The following is a 19,576-nucleotide window of genomic DNA, read 5'->3' as shown; positions in this document are numbered from 1 at the left end:
GCCACTGCGCAACCAATCGAACCCATTACGATTCAACCCACGGACTCTGAACCGTCGCGTTGCTGATCCTGGGGGCAGCGCAACCGCAACCGGCGACGAGCCGCTGGCGCAGTCTAGGTGCTATAAAAGAGCTGTCTCAGTAGGCTTGCGCTCGCACATGCCCACCGGTAATGATTTGTCTCGTGTAGCGGCCGGCCGACGCTGAGAAAATCGATCTCTTGCCGAGAGATTTCCAGCTGAAGAGGCAGGACATCCTGTTGTTTTCTCTCTACACTATTCAAGAGAGCCTGGAGCCATTCATGAAGTTCAGCTGCTATCCCGTGACCCTGTGCCTGCTGCTGGCAGCGGCGTTGCCGATTCGGGCGCAGACGACTGCCGCAGCTCAGGCCATGAGTTTTGAGCAGGCCAGGGCGGCGTTTCTGGAGCGTTCGGATCAACTGGCGGCCTCGGCCAAGGCCGTGGACAGCGCCCGCCTGCGCCGCGAGGGCATGCAGGGGCTGGGCGGCCCGTCGGTGGCCATCACCGGCATGGGCTACCGCTATTCGGCCAATGTCGACCTGGACCCCGACCCGGCGCGCCGCGCCCTGGGCAATGGCATCTCGCACCTGCCGCCGCAGCTGGGCGGCGCCGTGGGGCAGTTGCCCAGCCTGCCGGCCAATTACGACCTGCAGCGCAAGAGCAATGTGGCCTCGGCCAGCCTCTCGGCCGTGTGGCCCATCTACATGGGCGGTCTGGGCGATGCGGTGCGCGGCGAACTTGACGCCATGACCGATGAAGCGCTGGCCGATGCCGCCACCAGCGCCGACCAGCTCAACACCTTGCTGGTGCAGCGCTACTTCACGGCCCAGCTGGCCGAGCGCGCCGCGGCCCTGCGCCGCCGCGCGCTGGAGGGCGTGCGCGCCCACGACGACGCGGCCCAGCGCATGCTCAAGGCCGGCGTGATCGCCCAGGTCGAGCGGCTGCAGGCCAGCGCGGCCCTGGCCGATGCCCAGCAGCAGGCGCGCAAGGCCGACGACGATGCGCGCCTGGCACGCAGCGCCTTGCTGCGTACCGTGCACGTAGCAAGTGGGGTGGGCGGTGTGCGCCCCAGCTCCCCCTTGTTCGTCAGCAGCGAGGCCTTGCCGCCGCTGCAGCAGTTTCTGGACGCGGCTCAGAGCCACCACCCGGGCCTGAGCAAGGTGGCGGCCAAGCGCCGCCAGGCCGAGTCGCTGCACGATGCCAGCGAAGCGCTGCGCAAGCCGCAGGTGCTGGCCTTCGGCATGCGTGAAGTCAATACCTCGGGCAAGCCCAACTGGGTGGCCGGCGTGGCCGTGCGCTGGACGCTGTGGGACAGCATTGACCGCGACAAGCTCTCGGCCGCCGGCCAGCGCAAGGTGGAGCAGGCCGAACTCACCGACGCTCAGGTGCGCTCCGACATCGCGCTGCTGGTCGAGAAGAACTGGCTGGCCGTGGAGCAGTCGCGCACCCAGTATCTGTCCGGCCAGGCCCAGGAGGATCTGGCGCGCGAGCTGCTGCGCTTGCGCGCGGCCGGCCTCAAGGAGGGCACCAGCACGGCGCTGGAGCTGATCGACGCCCAGCTCAACCTGGCCAAGGTGCAGACCGAACGCGCCGCCGCCGCCAACCAGTATGTGCAGGCCCTGGCCGCCTTGCTTGAAAGCACGGGACAGACCGACGACTTCACCCGCTACATGGCCCGTGCCGATATCCAGATCAAAGCAGACGCTCCATGAATACACCCGTACCGACCCCGTCACCCTCCAGCCCTGAAGTGCCGAAGCAGGCCAGGCGCCTGCCTGTGGCCGCGCTGATCGCCATGGCCGCCGTGCTGATCTTCATCATCTGGGGCTTCTGGCGCGCTGCCCAGCCTGCGGCCCCGTATTTCCAGGGCCAGATGGAGGCGCGTGAGGCCGATATCGCGCCCAAGGTCACGGCCCGCATCTCCAAGGTGTATGTGAGCGAGGGTCAGATCATCCAGCCCGGCGACCTGCTGGTGGAAATGGACAGTCCCGAGGTGCAGGCCAAGCTGGCCCAGGCCCAGGCGGCCCGGGATGCGGCCCAGGCCGTGGCCGCCAAGGCCAGCAACGGTGCCCGGCCCGAGGAGGTGCAGATGGCCGGCCTGAGCTGGCAGCGCGCCCAGGCAGCGGCCGAGCTGGCCAGGACCTCGTACGACCGCGTGCAAAGCCTGTTTAATCAAGGGCTGGTTTCGGCCCAGAAGCGCGACGAGGCCCAGACCAACTGGCGCGCCTCGGATGCCCAGGCCCGGGCTGCCAAGGCACAGTACGACATGGCGGCCAGCGGTGCGCGCGCGGAGGACAGGACCGCCGCTGCCGCCCAGGTGCGCCAGGTCGATGGCGTGGTGGCCGAGGTCAAGGCCGCCGAAGCCGAGACCCAGCTGCGCAGCCCCGTGGGTGGCGAGGTGGCGAATGTGCTGGCCAAGCAGGGTGAACTGTCGCCCCAGGGCGTTTCGGTGGTCACCGTGGTGGACCTGAACGACCAATGGGTGGTGCTCAATGTGCGCGAGGACCAGCTGCAGCGCTTTGCGATGAAGAGCCGCTTCACGGGCCGGCTGCCGGCGCTGGACAACCGTGAGGCCGAGTTCGAGGTGTACTTCCTCGGCGTGCTGCCCGACTTCGCCACCTGGCGCACCACGCGCGGCAGCCAGGGCTTCGATGCGCGTACCTTCGAAGTGCGGGCGCGGCCAGCCAAGCCTATCGAGGGCGTGCGCCCCGGCATGAGCGTCATTGTCGAGGGTGGTGCGTGAGTCCCTTTGCCGCCAGCCTGCGCCGCGAATGGGGGCGGCTGCGGGCCAGCCCCTGGGACTGGGCCATGGTCAGCTGGCTGCCCATGCTGGCCCTGGGCCTGATGTGCTGGATTTTTTCGGCCGGCCAGCCTTACCGGCTGCCTATCGCCGTCTGGAACGAAGATCCTTCCTCGCTGTCTCGCCAGCTGGTGCGCATGCTGGCAGCCACACCGGGGCTGGAAGTGCGCCAGATCGTGCTCAACCGTGGCGAGGCCGCCGATGCGCTGCAGCGCATGGACGTCTATGGCGTGGTGCATATTCCGCCAGACCTGGCGCGTGACGTGAAGCATGGTGCGGGCGGCGCCATCACGCTGCTGCACAACGCACAACTGGCCACCGCATCGAGCCTGCTGCAGCGCGATGTGCGCCAGGTGGTGGGCACGCTGTCGGCCGGTGTTGAAATGCAGGCTGCGGCCAAGCGCGGCTCGCCCCACCAGGCGCTGCGCGTGCAAATGGAGCCCATCAAGACCCAGCTGGTGGCGCTGTTCAATGTCTCCACCAATTACGAGCAGTTCCTGGCCGCCACGCTGGTGCCCGCGCTGATCCATATCCTGGCCATGACGGCCGGTGCCTGGTCCGTGGGCCGCGAGCTGCGCGAGCACACCTTGGGTGAGTGGCTGAGCCCGGATGGACAGTCCGCGAGTCTGGCCAGAGTGGCGGCGGCCCTGTTGGGCAAGCTGCTGCTGCCGGCCGTGCTGCTCTGGGGCAGCGGCATGGCGGCTTTGCTGTTTTTGGCGCAACTGCGTGGCTGGAGCGTGGCCGGCAGCATGGCATGGATTGGCGTGGGGCTGGCGGCCCTGGTGGTGCTGAGCCTGGCGGCGGGGGCCGCGCTGGCGGGCGTCACGCTTTCGCTGCGCACGGCGCTATCGGGCACGGGCCTGCTGTCGGCCCCGGCCTTCGCATTCAGCGGCGTGGGCTTTCCGCTGCTGGCCATGACGGGCAGCGCGCGCGGCTGGGCCCTGGCCATGCCGTATACGCATTACGCGCGGCTGCAGATGGAGCAGTGGCAGATGGGCGCGCCCGTGGCCCAGACCCTGCCCGTGGTCTGCGGACTGCTGCTGGCGGCGCTGGTACTGCTGGCGTTGGCCTCGGCCGGCCTGCTGCGCGGCCTGAGGCGGCCCGACAAATGGGGAGGGCGCTGAGCCATGGACGCCCAAACCGGTTTTCTGCGCCTGTGGCTGGACAGCCTGGTTGCGATGCTGCGCGACAAGGGTGCGGTCCTGCTGCTGCTGGGGGCGCCCGTGCTCTACGGCTTTTTCTACCCCTGGTTCTACAGTTCCGAAGTGGTGCAGCGCGTGCCCGTGGCCGTGGTCGTGCAGGACAACTCGGGCCTGGCCCGGCAGATGTTGCGCTTTGCCCAGGCCAGCCCGCGCATCCATCCGCAGCTGGTCACGGCCGATGAAGGCGAAGCGCGCGCGGCCGTGCTGCGCGGCGAGGTCATGGGCTATGCGCTGCTGCCGCGCGATCTCAAGCGCGATGTGCTGCGCCGCGCGAATGTGGTGATTCCGGTCTACGCCAATGGCGCCTATCCCTTGGTCAGCAAGCAGGTGCAATACGGTTTTGCCGAGGCTTTCGGCACCGTCTCGGCCGGCGTGGAGATCAAGCGTCTGCAGGCCGGTGGGCAGAGCGCACCGCAGGCGGCCGTGAGCCGCTCGCCCGTGAACGCCCAGGCCGTGGCCCTGTTCAACCCCACCGAAGGCTATGGCAGCTTCGTGGTGGCGGCCGTGTCCGTGCTCATCCTGCAGCAGACGCTGCTGATGGGCAGCGCGCTGCTGGTCGGTACCTGGCGCGAGCAAGGTGCCGACCGCGTTGGCTCGCGCCAATGGCTGGCGCGGCTTTTGGCACTGTGCGTACCGGGCTGGCTGGCCGGGCTGTTCTATTTCGGCTGGATCTTCATCTGGCAGGACTTTCCGCACGGCGGCAACCCCTGGGGCGCGCTGGCGCTGCTGGCCTGCTTTGTGCCGGCCGTCGTGGGCTGCGCCTGCCTGCTGGGCTGGTGGCTGGCCGATCGCGAGCGGGCCCTGCAAGTGGTGCTGTTTTCCTCGATTCCACTGGCGTTTCTGGGAGGCTTCACCTGGCCCGTCGAGGCCTTGCCCGAGCCGCTGCAGTGGCTGCGCTGGCTGTCGCCCAGTACGGCGGGCATAGAGGCCTCGCTGCGCTTCAATCAGCTGGGTGCGCCTTTGCAAGCTGGCCTGTCGCAACTGTCCTGGCTGGCCACCATGGCTCTGTTGACCTGGGCGGCCGTGCTCTGGCTGGGAGCGCAGCCGCAGCCTGCACCTTGGCCCGCTCGGCGGGGCGGAAGCACTCGGTCAGCAAGGCCGTGGCGCCGATAAAGCCGAAGTTCCAGCCCACGCCCAGCAAATCAGCGAGCCCCAGAAAGTGAAACAGCTCCAGACCCAGCAAGGCAAGCATGCTGGCCGTGGCAATCATCAGCATGCCCAGAGCCGCGATGGGGCGCTTGCCAAAAACGTGCAATCAGCTTGCCCGTGAAGAAACTGGGCACAAACATGGCCAGCACATGCCACTGTATGCCCATGGCCGCCTCGCCCACGCTGTGGCCGCATCCCACCATCGCCATGGGGGCGGCCGTCATCAGAAAGCCATCAGCCCATAGCTGACCATGCCGGCCGCGCAGACCACGATGAACTGGGGGTGAGCGCGCGATTTCTGCCAGCGGGCGGGCATCGCAGCCACAGCGCTCTTGGCCTGCGGAGGTGGCAGACGCAGCCCCATGAGCAAGGGCAGGCCCAGCAGGGCTAGCGCCGCCTGGCTGTAGAAGCTGCCCGCAAACGGCGTGGCCGGCAGGGCATCGCGCGTCCCAGATCACTACCTTCCGGATGCACTGTCGGCGCTGTACGCGCATCCTTGTGGCGGGAGCAAGCATGGCTGCAGCGGTTCGCGCCCTCATCGTCGAAGCGCACCCCTTCTCACGCCTCGCCAAGCTTCGCGCTGAGGATGGCCAATCGTTGGTCCTGACTAGGCATGCTGCCGGGTTCGAGCGAATAAGCATGCGAGAGGGCTCCTGGCTCATCTGTGAGCTGGACTTGGAAAGGCATTCAGTCGTCGCAGTGCAGCACTGGCAGAATCCGCCAGAAGGTGGTAAGCGTCCTGCGAACCCACCTTGACAACTCGAACAGCTGCTGGGCAGCGGGAGCGGGATTTGACCCCCTCCCTTGCCCGATTGTCGGCGAGCGCAATCTACGTGATGCTTGCGCTCATGAGACTCTCTTCGACCACCCCGATCCTGCGCATCTTCGACGAAGACAAGGCGCGGGAGTTCTACGTGCAGTTCCTTGGCTTCCAAGTCGACTGGGAGCACCGCTTTGAACCGGGACTTCCGCTCTATCTCCAGGTTTCCCGTGATGCCTGCGTGCTTCATCTCTCCGAGCACCACGGCGACGCCTGTCCTGGCGCCGCGATGCGTATCGAGACAAGCGATATTGAAGCGCTCCATATGGAACTGGCCGGACGGCGCTACGGCAATGCCCGTCCCGAGTTGGAGGAGACGCCCTGGGGTTCCAAGGACGTCACCGTGAAGGACCCGTTCGGCAACCGTCTGACGTTCACCGACGCTGTCAGCACCTGATGCAGAAGCCGCGGCCGCCTATGGCCGCTTCTAGCCTGAAGCGGCGGTTGCACTGCTGCGAGAGTGGCCCGTGTCCTGTGCGCCGGTGCGGTTCCGAGGCGCTGTAGTGCTACTCAAGCGGCTCGTTTCCAGCGATGCGGCAAGAGATCGTCGGGAACCGTCCGGTGAACCCGTCCTAACGACGGCGAGGCGGATTAGAGCGCGGCTGCCGGCGGATTCCAACGGTGAGGAAGCAGCTCGTCGATTTGGCTGGCTGGATGCGTCGGCAGCCGCTCGAGGATGTCCTTCAGATACGCGAAGGGATCGTGCCCGTTGATGCGCGCCGAGTGCACCAGGCTCATGATGGCAGCCGCTCGCTTGCCTGCTCGCAGGCTTCCCGCGAACAGCCAGTTCGACCTTCCCAAGGCGATCGGGCGGATCTGGTTCTCGACCCAGTTGTTTGAGATCGGCAGGGCGCCGTCCTCGAGGTAACGCGTCAGGGCCTCCCACCGCTTGAGCGGTGTAGTCGATCGCTTTGGCCGTGGCCGATCCGTTCGGGATCTGTTGCCTCTGGGCGAGCAGCCAGCGGTGAAGGAGTCGCGCCACGCGTCGTGACTTGCGCTGTCGGATTCGTCGTCGCTCCTCAGGCGTGAGCGCGGCGATCTCTTCTTCAATCTTGAACAGTAGCTGGAAGATTTTCAACGCGCGCTCGCCGACTTGGCTGCCGTGATTCGCCCACAGTTCGTGGAACTTGCGCCGAGCGTGCGCTGCGCATCCGACCTCGGTTACCCCGAGATCGAAGCTCGCCTTGTAGCCGCTGAAGCCGTCGGTGACGAGCTTTCCCTTCCAGGGCGTGTGGCTCTGCAGACCGAGGAACTCGCGCACGTTCTCGCCGCTGCGCGTTTCGGCAAAGTTGAACACCACCGCCTTCGTTGGGTTGTAGCGGGTCGTGCAGTACGTCCAGATGTAGGCCTTGTGGGTCTTCTTGTTTCCTGGCTTGAGCATCGCCACCGGCGTCTCGTCGGCGTGCAGCACGGGGTGACGCAGCAGCTCTGCCGACAGGGCGTCGACCAACGGCTGCAGTTGGACTCCACATTCGCCGACCCACTGCGCCAGGGTGGAGCGCACAATCGCCATCCCCGCGCGCTGGAAGATGAACTCTTGCCTGTAGAGAGGAAGATGGTCCAGGAACTTCGCTACAAGCACCTGGGCCAGCAGCCCGGCGGTGGGAATGCCCTTGTCGATGACGTGCGGCGCCACCGGCGCCTGCACCAACTTCTCACAGCAGGCGCAGACCCACTTGCCGCGAACATGCCGCTCGACGGTGAATACGCCCGGCTGGTAGTCGAGCTTCTCCGCGACGTCCTCGCCAATGCTCTTCATCGGCGCTCCGCAGCCGCACGTAGTGTCCTCGGGCTCATGGCGAATTTCGCGCCGCGGCAGATTCGCCGGCAGTGGCTGGCGCTTGGGACGCTTCTTGTCTTCAGCCTGCTGGCTCAACGGCTGCAGCGCGTCGATCTCGGCGGCCACGGCCGCCAAGTCCATGTCCAGCGTCTCTTCGAGCAGGCTCTTCTGCTCAGCGGTGTAGGCCTCGCTCTTGGCGGCGAACTTCAGTCGCTTGAGCACTGCGTTCTCGTGCGTGAGCTTGTCGATGACGGCCTGCTTGAACGCAACCTCGTGCTCTCGCTTGGCGAGCAGCTGGTCCTTGAGCGCCATCTCCGCCCGTGCTGCGCGCAGTGCCTGGCGCAGTTGCTCGGGATCGAGGGTATCGAGTTGCTCGTCGGCGATCACGAGTTGTGATCGTGCCGAGGGCGGAGGCCGTGCGCCATCGGCGTATGCCGCAATTGATCTGCTCTACAACACCGTGATGATCGCGGCCTCGCCGATGCGCTGCCACGGCAGACCAAGCACCAACATGTCGAACTGCTCACGCGTGAGGGTCAGCTTGCCGGCCCCGTCCCTCGGCCAGACGAACCTTCCACTGTTGAGGCGCCGGGCAGCGAGCCACACTCCGATGCCGTCATGCACCAGCACCTTCATCCGGTTTGCCCGGCGGTTGGCGAACAGGTAGGCGTGGTGGGGGCGCGCCTCGCCAAAGACCTTCACCACGCGCCCGAGCGCGGCCTCGGTCCCGGCACGCATGTCCAGCGGCTCGACTGCCATCCAAACGGCGTCGACGCGGATCACCGCAAGAGCTCGCGCAGCCAGCTTCCACACTCGGCGGCAAGACCGCCGGGCCAAGTGACGACCACTATGGTGGTGCCCCGGCGGACCTCGAGACGGATGTCGCTGAGGGGTTGAGGCGGGGCCGCGGAGAGTGGCGGCAACTGCACCGGCAGGAAATCCGGGCCTGATGCACCGGTGGAGGCCGCCGGCAAGGCCTTGGAGTGCCGGTCCAACGCTGGATCCCTTATCGCTTCGGCGTCGCGCACCCAGCGTCGAAGTAGGTTCGCGTTGATGCCGTGTGCCATGGCCACTGCGGCCAGCGACACGCCGGGCTGCGCCGCCGCGGCCACCGCAACCGCCTTGAACTCGTCGCTGTGGAATCGCCGACGTCGGGGAGAACCCTCCGAAGGCTGGTCTTGGATAGTGTGCACGTGTCCACCAATGCGTTAGTGGACACGAGCATCCTAGGCCTGTTCGCCGACTTCAAGATGAGTTCGGCGGACGCTTACAGTTGGGCTGCGCGAATCTGTGGAAAACCGGTCGTGGCGGACTTGGTCCATCCCACCACAGAGCAATCGGCGACTCAACCCTTAGTCCAAGACCTTGAATCGCTCCGGATCGACAAGGTCTTTGAGCGGGATCTGCAGGGCGTCAGCCAGCAGCCCCATGTTGTCGATGGACACGTTTCGCTCTCCGCGCTCTACCTCGCTGACGTACGTCCGTGACAGCCCTGCATCAAGTGCCAGGGCTTCCTGAGAAACGTCGCGCAGACGGCGGGCCAGGCGCAGGTTGGCCGCAAAAACCATTCGAGCTGACTGCTTTTCCTTGTTCTTCGTCATGCAGCCAAGCGTGACCACTCACGCCCGCACAGGCTACAAGCTATGAGAGACTTAATGTCAACCATAAGTGACGTTAAGTCGTTAATGGGCAGATGAAAGTAGCCTATGGGAGAAGATGAATGAGGATCGCTATTTGCCTATTCTTCGCCGCCATGATCTTGGCCGGCTGCACTACGACGGAACAGCCGGATGGCAGTACTCGCGTGTCGGTGTCGTTGCGCGACAAGCTCGGCCTGCAGCCCAGGAACGCAGCCAGGGCATCGGCCAGCACTCCTGAGGCCGCCCCAGCCGCTGACGCCGCACGGGCTCCTGCACCGACTTCCGGTGCAGGGAGGCAGAGTGATATCCCTTCGAGCGCTCCTGCTGCACCGCGCGTCTCGGAGACAAAGCTGGCGGGTGTCTTCGCGAAGCATCCCTACGACGGAACGTCCAAGACCTACTTCCCACGCGTGGCTGTCACGGTCACGGACTGGTCTCGCAACGACTGCTGGATCGGTACGGCCACCATCTGGTGGAGCAAGACCAAGTCCGAAGCGGTGCCCGCCTTCTCTGTGTGCTGGGGGCAGTCGGTGGGGTACGCGGTCAACAACGCCGCCAATTTGCACCTCTTCATGCAGCAGATGGCTGTCGAGCACAGCGGCAATGTCCGCACCGTTGGCCCCAAGCCGCCCATGCTGGCCATCCCCGACCGGCAGCCGATCAGCGAGCGGCAGCAGCTCGCTTTTCAGGGGTTTGTCCAGCAACTGGTGCTAGACACCGGCTGGCAGCCGGGCGCACCGACCAATCTCTGGTTGGTAGGGTATGACGCCAACGCGGTCATCAAGCCAACCGTGCGGCCTGCCTCCAGCAACGGAGCGTCGCAGCCCGTGGACGCCAAGACCAAGGCGCAGCTCGAACAGGCGCTGAGCTGCACGGCCATCGGTCCACGATTTGAACTGGCTGAGTCGCTGCTCAAGCAGTCGGGATGGAATTCCGATCAAGGCGTCACGCCGGTCACGCTCACCGAGCCCGTCAAGGTCTATGGGGTCAGCGTCCGCAAGGTAGCAGTGTCACGTGACGGGGGTGAGCAAACCTACCGCAGCTACTTGCCCGGCCTTACGGTCCAGCAGCTTGCGAAATCAGGCTCGTTGAAGCTGGGCAAGGACGGCAAGACCTATGGCCGTTTGACCAAGGTCGGCATGCTGTCGGCGGGCATGGAGGGCGGCGAAGCCACGCTGACCTGCACAGTCAATACCGAAGGCTCGGAGGGCTGACCATGGCGATGCAATGCCCGAGCTGCGGCAGCACGCACACTCAGCCGATGGCTGTCGTGCATGCAGGCGGCACGCAACAGTTCCACGCAACGCACACGGCAGTCACTTCAGATGGGCAGTTCGTTCAAGGCAGCAGCCAGGGCTCGCAGTCCACGGTGTTGGCTCAGCATTGCGCCCCGCCTGCACCCCCGTCACCGATGCCGTTCATCATTGCGTTTGGGCTGGGTGGAGCGACGGTCTATCACGCTGCTACGGTGTGCGACCTTTTCGAGCGGGGTTGCCGGGTCGGCATGTCCTTCTTGGCGCTGCTCATCTACAACTGGAAGCAAGCGGCAGTCGGGATTGGAGTCATCGCGCTGGGCTGGCTGCTGATGAAGGGCTGGCATGCCCAGGCTAAGGCTTACAGCGCGGCGAAGCGCCAGTGGCAGCGCACGTGGTTCTGCCATACGTGTGGGCAGGCTCACCAGCGGGGATGACGGCAGCAACCGATTACGGTAACTATCGTAATTACCGTAATCGCCTGATGAGCCGACGCTCACAGTCCCGAGCCAACAGGTGCAAGTGCGAAGGGCCTGCCGTCAGCAGGGATTTCGGCTCAGGTAGTTCAGCACCCTCCTCGACTGAAAGGCTCGCGCGATCAGCCAACTGTCTTGCCCATGTGCATCTGGCCTGAGTGGCTCACCACCCCGTTGGATCATTAAATCAAACAGCTCGGTCAAGTCGTGTTCGGCCGCCAGCATCAGCGGCGTTCGGCCAGGAACCGGATATTTGTGAGATGCGTTCGGGTTGGCTCCTGCTTCCAGGAGCGTTGCTGCGATTCGCATCAACTTGGGAACGGATTGCCTTGACACGTGCTGGTCAACCAGCGCCTTGGCCACAGCAACTGCCAGTTCTTGATGCGAGCGCAGCGCGGCTGTGCTCGAACCGAAGGCGCCCGCGACTCCAACACCGAATCGGCGTAACGTGTCCTGAAGCACCAAGTCTGGCTCCTGCATCATTCGCGCAGTCAAGGTGACCAGCATCCGCGTTGGGTTCACCTTGCCAGACAACCGACTCACCAGGTAGTACAGCGGTGATTGGCTGTCGGTCAACGCGCGCTGCTCAACATCTGCACCTTGCATGATCAGGGTCTTGACGACATCCGCCAGCCCCAGATCGATTGCGCACATCAATGGCGTTAGTTGCTTTCGCCGGGTAACCGCATTGATCGTGGAGCGTTGATGGGGCCTTTCCAAAAGCAGGTCCAGGACCTCGCGCTTCCCGGTCTGTTCTGCGTGCTGAAGTGCACAGAGCAGTGCGGATGCATTGGAGCTGTCCAGTTCGTCTACAGAGGCGCCCGCGTCGAGCAGAGCTTTGACTTGCTCAACAAGCCCAAACGAAGCAAACAGGCGTAACTGTGGCCAGCGGCGAACCTGCCCATCTGCAGAATGCACGGCCCGTACGCGGCTCGGTGTCTTGAGGTCGGGTTTCAATTTGGCAATAGCGTCTCGGTCGATGAAGAGCCATCCTTGAATGGGCTCATCTGCGAGATCTTGCTGGCACTCCGCGAATCGTCCGCATGCTGGAAATTCGAGTGGTATCTGCAGTGCGAGCTGATCAAGTTCCCAATCTTCGAGAACCGATCCGGCTTCAGGCTTGCGGTACAGCCCGAGTGTGATGCCCACGTGCTTGAGCTGCTTCAGGAACACCCGTTCCTTCGGTAGAAAGGCCGACAGGCATGACGCTTCGGAAATGATGTCCTTGACTTGGTGCCCTGCTCGGTAGCACGCCTGTTCGAACGCTTTCTTGTAGTGCGGAAGCGCTTCCTGATACTGCCCGGACAGCACATGCCAGCGGCCTTTCATCCAGCTGTAGTGATACGCGGTGCGTCCCTCTGGGTCGCTGGTTGTGGCCAGCCGCTCCAGTGCTTCGATTTGCTGCCATGTGCGCTCTTGATCGCCGGGCTGCTTTGCCGACGTGCGGCGGAGGTCGTGCCAAAGCTGTCGGCCAGGCTCAGCGAGTTCGGGCCATGCGTGTCCGGCGCGGACGACCAACTCGGATAGCTGCTTCTCTATGGGCCTCCTGGGCGGAGTGGTCCCTTGTACGTAAAGGTGCAACAACGATCGCAGCGGTGCCGCCGATTGCTTTTCTAGCCTCGACAGGGCAGAAGCAATCATCAGCCAAACAGGGCAGGCAGGGATCGGCTTCCAGCATTCGATCAACCTTTGGTGGAACAGCTTGATGCTTTGCGCTGATGGAATGTCGGTGCCGGTACGCCACTTTCGGACCTTTTCCTGCTCGACCCGAGCCGATCCAGTGCTTCCTGGATACAGCAGTTTCTCTACGGGGCCTCCGACGGCGCTGTCCAGCCATTCGAGCGTCACCTGCAGTGGTTGCAGGTTGTCCGCGAGCAAGAGCTGCAAATCAGGGCCCGGGATGTCGGCGCTGATTTGCCGCAGCAGTTGTCCGCCGGACGGAGCAAAGAAGTGCTCGACCAATACTGGAAGGACATCGTTGCGTCCCAGGGCATCCAGTGACACGTCCAGAACAAGCGTCGTGTAGGCAGACCGAACGGCGGCAACCCAGCGCTCAAAGATTTGGCGGGTTGGCTCTCCGACGACTGTTGCAATGCTGTCAACGAGTAGTTCGGCGATGACCGTATCCAGTCGCTCCCAGTCGAAATCGCCCTCTCGGGCCAAGCGTCCAACGTCGCTGCCGGTCTTGTTGGCGTCAATTGCTCCGGCCAAGGCCGAGATGCATTCGCCGAATCTGGGGTACGGGGGTTGTTGTCTTGTCATGGTCACTTGATCGCGGCGATGCGGCGAATGTCCCTGCGGAAATTCAGGTTGGCCCGCCAGTCGCTCGGAGTTCCCGGCACCGCAAGCCTGCGGCCATTCGGCGCGACTAGCTTGCCATGTGTTTTGCCGTTCACGTACTGCCAACCTGAGCGGACCAGTGTCCGCACCAGGGCGGAGACCGTCTTGTCATTGCTGTATCTCATGTTCAACTTCAGGCCTGGCGCCATCGCTGGCGCCAGGCTCAGCTCCGGTTACTTCGAGCCCTTGGCGCCGCTTTGATTCGTGGCAGCGGCGCTCTGTGCCCGCGCAGCGAAGCTACCAGCTGGCACTTGTCCGCCGTTGGCCTTTGCGGTGGAGGATTGGATGCGAGCGGCTGCCTGGCTGGTCATCGGGGTGGACTTGGCAGAGGACTTGGACATGGAAACCTTTCAATGGTGACGTTGCGCACATCGGCAACAGTCGAAAGGTTAGATTTCTTGCGGCAGTTGGTATCCCGCGCGACCGCTGAAGAAATTTTCTGTTTTGGTCTTCTTGCGGCGGCTGCGTCCCGATCCGCCCACTCCTTGAAGGATGGGCTGCGCCGCGCCATCAGCGCCACTCGTATGCAGCGCTCTGAGTTGCGCCCATGCTCAACCGGCACACTGCCTGCCAGCGTTGTTGGCCACACAGGGCGGGTGCGCTGAAACGCTTACACCCGTACGGTGCGTGCGCCTTGGAGCGGTCTCATGCCGTGAACCCCATCGGTTTGCGAGTTGCGGCAGACAGGTCCGGCAGGTCGCACACCCGAATGTGATCTCGCTCTTGCCGTGCTGCCCGCCCCAGGGCACGCTTCAGTGCCAACCCCAAGCTTCTCGGCGGCAGGCGCTTCAGCTCCTCCACCACCTGTTCATCCAGCTTCGGCGCAAAGACCGATCCCCAGGGGCTTTCTGCCCGCATGCGACCGTACATTTGTTGTGCGATGTGAGCCACCTGTTCTGCATTTGGGGCCTGCACCTGAAGCACCGTCATGCGCGACAGCAGCGGCGCCGGGATGCTTTCGATGCTGTTGGCTGTGGCGATCCAGTTCACGTGGCTGGCATTGATGGCGAAATCGCGGATCGAGAGGTCGATGAAGTCGCGCGCGCTGCGAGGTTCCAGCAGGGTGTAGAGCGCCGCCAGCGGGTCGTACTGACGTTGCTGGTCGGTCTTGTCGAGCTCGTCCAGCACGATCACCGGATTGGCCAGCGGCTGGTAGGCCAACAGCTCAAACACCACGCCAGGCTCCGAGTTCGACCAGAACGATTCCGACCCGGCCAGCGGCGAGCTGGACTGGGTGCTGGCCATGTCGATTACACGGAAGGGAAGGCTCAGCCGCGCAGCCAGCCAGCGGGCGGCCTCTGTCTTGCCAATCCCGGCAGGGCCGACTAGCAGGATAGGCGACCATGCCACACGGCCATCGCCCATCGCATGCAGGGCGAAGTGGTCGTGCAGTACCTCGGCCAACTCAGCGAAGTTGGGGAAGTCACGCTGGAAGTCTTCGATCAGCTCTGTCCAGTCATCGGGCAGCTCACCCAGCTTGCGCCGTTCGTGGCCAGCGGCCCGGATGCGCTCGGCGATGTACTGGGCCCGCTTGGCCTTCTCGTCTGGCTTGGCCCGGTGGCGCTCGACAAAGCTGCGTAGGCCTGCGGCGTCCATGAACGCGATTTGGGGTGTTGCCCGAGGTGCTGCCTGCGGGACGGGCTGATCCGGCGCCGCTGCCGGTGGCTTCATGTCGGGCAACGACTGCGCCAGCGCGTGCACGGCTTCGTCGATGGACGGATCGAGCGGCTCGCCGCGCACCGACTTCTCTGTCTTGGTGGCGGCCGGCAGCAGTCCTGCAGCTAACGCCAGTTTGTGATTACGCTTGAGGTCTTCGGCGAAGAGCCCGATGGTGGCCTCGTGCTGCTTGCAGCGCACGCCCTGGCCTGCGTTCGCATCGCCGCCAATCACCGGCGCCGAGCAAACCGGGCAATGTTGCTGGGCTGCATATCGGGCGGCCTCGATCAGATCCAACAAAGCCCTGTCTCTGTTGATGCTGGCGCCCACCAGCTCCACCCGCAAGCTGAGCTTGTCGCGCTGGTTGGTGGCGCAAAAGAGCGGAACGTGGCGGTAGTCGGCCGGCTTCATCAGCAGCTCACATTGGCCCACGAAATGGGCCAGCACCGCCAAGTGGCCAGGGGCGGGCTCCACCACCTGCTTGGCCAGCCAAGGGTGCTCGGCTTTCAAGACCGCCAGGCTCGCTTGGTAGGCGGCGCGGCTCATGGGGCGACGGCTGTTAGGACGAGTCATGGTGGCCTCCTTTCATTAACTATAAATTACTATAACAATACAAGGCGCGATGATCCAGTGTTCGCGTGCCGCGTTGCTCTTGGTTATAGTGATTTACTGTGATTCTTTTGGAGGCCGACATGTCTGCCTTGAGCAGCGAGCAACTCCCCATACTGGCCGGTGCGCTCTTGCGTCTGCGAGGCCTCACGCTGGCTGCAGTGTTCGACGCCACCGGCATCCGCGCGGCCAACCTGTCTGCTTGGCTGAAAGGTAAACCGCAGGTCATCTCTGCGACGCGCGTGACGGCGTTGCTTTACCACCTGGGTGTCCAAGGTGGGCAGCTTCGGTCAGACATGGTTCACACCTGGAGCGACCAAGGTGACTGTGCGCACCTGCGCAGCGTTTTCAACCTGCTTCAGGAACCAGTGGCGCCCCGATGCTTGTTTCTCGATGAGCATCCGGGCATGTCCCATACAAGATTTCTGCAGTGGGGCGAGGCATGGGTTCGGCTGTCTCTCACGCCGGGGCCGACTGCGCAGGACGATTTGGCCGCGATGGTCAGGCCTGACCGCATGATCGCTCTGCCTGTGGCGCTGGAAGGGATTCCGACCCAAGACCCGAGAGAGGTGGCTTCCGCGCTCTTGAGCCTTTCCGAGCAAGGAGGGCAGGAGATCTCATGCGGAGAGCTGGCGCATGGGTTCATGCAGCACTTGGGGGCACCCCCTGGGCAAGGTTTTTCGCTCACCGAAGGGGATTCGCTGGGCTGGCGTATCTTGGAGGCCACGTTGCGCAAGGCCATGCGGGCTGGGATCAGTCCCGCAATGCTGGCTTTCAAGATCGACCTGCTGGTGCTCGGCGGAGCCAACGCGGCACCTGGCCGCAACGAGGGTTCAGCCTAGGAGTTGTCGTGGACGCAGCAGCTGGCGGTCTGTCCCCATCTGCCGCTTCCCACCAAACCTGTCGGCTTGGTACTCAGCGGCCACATTCTTTGAGCTTAAAGAAGCTAGCTCAAAGAATGTGCCGAACGCGGTGGGGACAACCTGTTTCGACCGTGCGTCCAGCATGAATGTGTGACAGACGGCGCCAAGCTTGCGCGAAGCTAGGTGCCTACTATGTGTGAAACAGGTGGGGGCACTGTGCTAGCTCTGTGCGAACAGTCAGCCGAGCAATGCGTACGCAATGTGTTGGCACTACGCTGGACATTGTGTCAACACTTGGTCGAACATACAGGGAGAAGCAAGTTCGACCAACTTATTGAAACCGCACTTGTCACGCAAGCGAGACAGTCTTCGTGTCGATCAGTGCCTGCAAATGATCGTGCAACAGCCTCGGGATTTGCCCGCCCCAGAGGAGCACCCCGGCTTCCATGTTCTGTTCCATCGCGTAGCCGGTCAGATTGGCGCTGGTGATGAAACACAAGTCGTCGTCGGCGACCGCGACCTTGGCGTGAACCCGCCCGTCTGCGAACGGGGCCGATCGCTCGCGCCAAGCGTAGAGCTTCGTCGAGGGAACCAGCGTCCGCATCTTGCCGATCACGTCGAACGAGATGCTGCCTCCATGATCCTGCGACGATTCGAGCAGCATGGAGATGCTCACACCGCGTGCGCTGGCATCGTTCAACGCCTTCACGATGGTCGAGACGTCGTAGGCCACGAAGCAGGTGACGAACAGGTTTTTCTTGGCCGCGCCGATGACTTGCAATAGCGCCTGTTCCGTTCTACGGGCGGAGACGAAGGGCGTCGTCGGCCCCGTCCACACGAGTTCCGTGGACTGGTGCTTCGATACGTTCTCGAAGGCATGGCCTGCAGCGAGCAGCATCGATGCCAACTCGTCGGAACCGACCGACGTGGCCCGCCACGCATCGACGAGCCGTTCGACGACGGCTCCGGCTGTGGCCGTGCCAACGACATCCGACAGGGCGACGTTCGTCTTCACGTCCTCGGCTTTCCGAATCCGACCCGCTAGCGCTCGAACCTTCTCGGGCGAAACGAGACAGACCACGGCTGTGACAGCTTCCAGCAGTCTTTCCATGTCACAGGCCTGCGAAGAAGGCGGCATCCCCTCGGTCGAGGGTCTGCACCAGCAATGACCTGTCGAGGTAACGATTGCCGCGTTCGCAGGAGGTCTCGGCGACTAGGCTACACGCATGGCAGGCCGCCGCATGGAGCGAACGGTCTTTCGCCGGATCGTGCTCGGAGCAGAGCGGATCGGACGAGCAGATCTTCGATCGGTTCAACGCCTGCCGGAGCAGTCGCCCGAGGTTTTCCGGCTTGCCGAGATCGACGAGACCGCCCAGCGTCCCATCGGAGTCGGCGGCCGCCGTGTAGATAAGGATGCCCGCTTGGGGACTCGTGCTCGACACGTCGGCGTAGATTCGTTCGCGGATGCTCGCTGCGTTGTAGCCGCATTCCAGCGCCAGCTCGCGGATGAGCAGGTGCGAGAGCGTGTGGAGCATGGCGTACCGGATGCCGGGGTAGCCCTCGTTCGGGTCGAGGTGGCGCGAATTTCGCCATCCACGATGACCGCCTTCGAGCATTCCGTCTACGCGCTTGACGCCGCCTTGCGCCTCCCACGTTTTCAGCGCCTGTTCGTCGAATTGGATGAAAATTCCTTCGCCGTGAACCTGATTCGCGGGAACCCAATCCGGCTTGCGGCGCGCAAGACCTGCCATCTGTGGTCGCTCGTTGGGGGCGCTCGATTGCTCGGGCGCTTCCACGCGAGTGAAGCCCAACAAGGCGTTGACCTCGCGCAGCCTTTCCAACAGCAGCACTCTGCCGATTCGATTCTCGAAGCCGGGCGGCGTGGCCACCTTCTTGCTCATGAAGTGCGGGTAGTCGGCAGGCGGATTGGCCGCCGTCAGCACCTCCCACTCCGGCCCCTTGATGTCGGCTTCACCAACGGTGTCCTGACCGCCGCCGTTGCGATGGGCTTCGATGGCCGCCCAGACGTCCGATGCCGGGTACTTGTCGATACCCGGCAAGGCCCCGGTCTTCTTCAAGGTCTTCACCGTCACCGCGACGGCGGCTTCCGAATCCAGATCGTCGAAGAACTCCCATCCATCCTGAATCAGTTGGCCGAGCGGGTCTTTGGCCTGCGGGATGGCGAGCGCCGACAGGGTGATCGGGAACCAACTGTTCGTCGAACCCAGCAGGACTGCCCGGGCTTCCTCGTCGCACTCTTCGTCGAAATGATCGAGGTGGGGATGTCGGCCTCGGCAACTCGGCAGGTTTTCCTTTCCGGCCTTGCCGAAGGCGTGTGCCATGCTGCGCGATGCGCCGCAGGCATCACACTTCACCCACAGGTTCTCGGTCTGCAACGAAGCCCCGCTCTCGAAGAAGCGCAGCGTTCCCTTGCACGAACTGTTGCCACCGTGGACGAAGTAATGCCAAGGGAAATCGTCAAGGTGGCCGTCGCGACAAGCCAAGAGGAAACGCGCCGGAACGGCATCGGCGTCCTTCGCAGGCTGGTCGCCCTTGGAGCCACGGCATCCCTTGTGGACGAACCGGGTTCGTTCCGGACGGAAGCGGTTTTCCTTGATCTCGAACAGCCCCGCGTCGAAAGGCGACAGCAGACCGCACTTCACGCAGCGCATCCAGCGCGGAAACGGGCGGACTGGAACACCAATGTTCGCCTCCGCCGACCACGGATCGACGAGTTCGCTCTTCTGGAACGGCGGTACACGCAGGTTCTCCACCTGCGACCCGAGAACCTTGCGGACGGCTGCGAGTAGACGTGGCTCGCCGATGGGCTGGCAGCGATCTTTCTCCCACTGGTCGATGCCCAGTGTCACCACCGAGAGGCTCGGCAGGTCGATCAGCGCGCCCGGCCCGTATGTCCAGAGTAGTTGGCTGGGGCGGACTTCCCCGACGGGTGTTTTATTGGTGGTCATG

At 64.0% G+C, this 19,576-nt stretch carries 17 protein-coding genes and 2 pseudogenes; 8 read left to right on the top strand and 11 right to left on the bottom strand.

Annotation, left to right across the window (positions count from 1 at the left end; genetic code table 11):
- Positions 1 to 299 precede the first annotated feature (299 nt).
- From AC3A84_RS10270 to AC3A84_RS10255, 4 genes are read left to right on the top strand one after another with little or no spacing between them, the layout of a single operon-like run.
- The gene (locus AC3A84_RS10270; protein WP_016445621.1) at positions 300 to 1,730 is read left to right on the top strand and encodes a TolC family protein; all 1,431 of its coding nucleotides are present in this window, start codon (positions 300 to 302) and stop codon (positions 1,728 to 1,730) included.
- The gene (locus AC3A84_RS10265; RefSeq protein WP_016445622.1) at positions 1,727 to 2,761 is read left to right on the top strand and encodes an HlyD family secretion protein; all 1,035 of its coding nucleotides are present in this window, start codon (positions 1,727 to 1,729) and stop codon (positions 2,759 to 2,761) included. The genes AC3A84_RS10270 and AC3A84_RS10265 overlap by 4 nt, the downstream gene beginning before the upstream one ends.
- On the top strand, positions 2,758 to 3,942 hold the full coding sequence (locus tag AC3A84_RS10260) for an ABC transporter permease (protein WP_487969533.1): 1,185 nt from the start codon (positions 2,758 to 2,760) through the stop codon (positions 3,940 to 3,942). Before AC3A84_RS10265 ends, AC3A84_RS10260 begins: the two co-directional genes overlap by 4 nt.
- A gap of 54 nt (positions 3,943 to 3,996) precedes the next feature.
- Positions 3,997 to 5,133: an ABC transporter permease gene (locus tag AC3A84_RS10255; protein ID WP_375134483.1), complete on the top strand. Its 1,137-nt coding sequence runs from the start codon at positions 3,997 to 3,999 to the stop codon at positions 5,131 to 5,133.
- Here AC3A84_RS10255 and AC3A84_RS10250 read toward each other — a convergent pair.
- A pseudogene (locus tag AC3A84_RS10250) lies at positions 5,069 to 5,633 on the bottom strand (MFS transporter); the annotation flags it as partial. The gene AC3A84_RS10255 and the pseudogene AC3A84_RS10250 overlap by 65 nt on opposite strands.
- Before the next feature lie 384 nt (positions 5,634 to 6,017).
- On the opposite strand from AC3A84_RS10250, the gene AC3A84_RS10245 reads away from it, so the two are divergent.
- On the top strand, positions 6,018 to 6,386 hold the full coding sequence (locus AC3A84_RS10245) for a glyoxalase superfamily protein (RefSeq protein ID WP_088388392.1): 369 nt from the start codon (positions 6,018 to 6,020) through the stop codon (positions 6,384 to 6,386).
- A gap of 194 nt (positions 6,387 to 6,580) precedes the next feature.
- On the opposite strand, the pseudogene tnpC reads toward AC3A84_RS10245, so the two are convergent.
- The 4 genes and pseudogenes from tnpC to AC3A84_RS10225 form a co-directional block, all read right to left on the bottom strand.
- Positions 6,581 to 8,156 (bottom strand): annotated as a pseudogene (gene tnpC / locus AC3A84_RS10240) (IS66 family transposase).
- A 63-nt stretch (positions 8,157 to 8,219) separates the two neighbouring features.
- Positions 8,220 to 8,552 carry an IS66 family insertion sequence element accessory protein TnpB gene (gene tnpB / locus AC3A84_RS10235; RefSeq protein WP_141101002.1) on the bottom strand — a complete coding sequence of 111 codons (333 nt, stop codon included), beginning with the start codon at positions 8,550 to 8,552 and terminating at the stop codon, positions 8,220 to 8,222.
- A complete protein-coding gene (gene tnpA / locus AC3A84_RS10230; protein ID WP_487969532.1) occupies positions 8,549 to 8,962 on the bottom strand; it encodes an IS66-like element accessory protein TnpA in 414 nt (137 codons plus the stop codon). The genes tnpB and tnpA overlap by 4 nt, the downstream gene beginning before the upstream one ends.
- A 159-nt stretch (positions 8,963 to 9,121) precedes the next feature.
- Positions 9,122 to 9,370, bottom strand: coding sequence for a helix-turn-helix domain-containing protein (locus tag AC3A84_RS10225; protein WP_088388367.1), 249 nt, complete (start codon positions 9,368 to 9,370; stop codon positions 9,122 to 9,124).
- A gap of 152 nt (positions 9,371 to 9,522) precedes the next feature.
- Here AC3A84_RS10225 and AC3A84_RS10220 point away from each other — a divergent pair, with 152 nt between their 5' ends.
- Together AC3A84_RS10220 and AC3A84_RS10215 are read left to right on the top strand one after the other, a co-directional pair.
- Positions 9,523 to 10,623, top strand: coding sequence for a hypothetical protein (locus tag AC3A84_RS10220; RefSeq protein WP_487969531.1), 1,101 nt, complete (start codon positions 9,523 to 9,525; stop codon positions 10,621 to 10,623).
- Positions 10,624 to 10,820: 197 nt separating this feature from the next.
- The gene (locus AC3A84_RS10215) at positions 10,821 to 11,099 is read left to right on the top strand and encodes a hypothetical protein (protein ID WP_034399611.1); all 279 of its coding nucleotides are present in this window, start codon (positions 10,821 to 10,823) and stop codon (positions 11,097 to 11,099) included.
- Positions 11,100 to 11,201: 102 nt separating this feature from the next.
- On the opposite strand, the gene AC3A84_RS10210 is transcribed toward AC3A84_RS10215, so the two are convergent.
- The 4 genes from AC3A84_RS10210 to AC3A84_RS10195 all read right to left on the bottom strand — a co-directional run bounded on the left by AC3A84_RS10210 (position 11,202) and on the right by AC3A84_RS10195 (position 15,680).
- Entirely contained in the window at positions 11,202 to 13,400 is a 2,199-nt protein-coding gene (locus AC3A84_RS10210; protein WP_487969530.1) for an ankyrin repeat domain-containing protein, read from the bottom strand.
- A 2-nt stretch (positions 13,401 to 13,402) separates the two neighbouring features.
- Entirely contained in the window at positions 13,403 to 13,603 is a 201-nt protein-coding gene (locus AC3A84_RS10205) for a hypothetical protein (protein ID WP_284465236.1), read from the bottom strand.
- Between the two features lie 48 nt (positions 13,604 to 13,651).
- Complete coding sequence (locus tag AC3A84_RS10200; RefSeq protein ID WP_284465235.1) at positions 13,652 to 13,819, bottom strand: hypothetical protein; 168 nt, start codon at positions 13,817 to 13,819, stop codon at positions 13,652 to 13,654.
- Positions 13,820 to 14,123: 304 nt separating this feature from the next.
- Positions 14,124 to 15,680, bottom strand: a complete 1,557-nt coding sequence (locus AC3A84_RS10195) for an AAA family ATPase (protein WP_487969529.1) — start codon at positions 15,678 to 15,680, stop codon at positions 14,124 to 14,126.
- A gap of 146 nt (positions 15,681 to 15,826) precedes the next feature.
- Here AC3A84_RS10195 and AC3A84_RS10190 point away from each other — a divergent pair, with 146 nt between their 5' ends.
- The gene (locus tag AC3A84_RS10190) at positions 15,827 to 16,585 is read left to right on the top strand and encodes a helix-turn-helix domain-containing protein (RefSeq protein WP_487969528.1); all 759 of its coding nucleotides are present in this window, start codon (positions 15,827 to 15,829) and stop codon (positions 16,583 to 16,585) included.
- Between the two features lie 370 nt (positions 16,586 to 16,955).
- On the opposite strand, the gene drmC is transcribed toward AC3A84_RS10190, so the two are convergent.
- Together drmC and drmB are read right to left on the bottom strand one after the other, a co-directional pair.
- Positions 16,956 to 17,717 carry a DISARM system phospholipase D-like protein DrmC gene (drmC, locus tag AC3A84_RS10185; protein WP_487969527.1) on the bottom strand — a complete coding sequence of 254 codons (762 nt, stop codon included), beginning with the start codon at positions 17,715 to 17,717 and terminating at the stop codon, positions 16,956 to 16,958.
- Position 17,718: 1 nt separating this feature from the next.
- Entirely contained in the window at positions 17,719 to 19,575 is a 1,857-nt protein-coding gene (gene drmB / locus AC3A84_RS10180) for a DrmB family protein (RefSeq protein WP_487969526.1), read from the bottom strand.
- Position 19,576 lies beyond the last annotated feature (1 nt).

It is taken from the genome of Paracidovorax sp. (genome assembly GCF_057642795.1).
The sequence above is the reverse complement of the archived record's forward strand: the minus strand, read 5'-3'. Positions and strand labels throughout refer to the sequence as shown.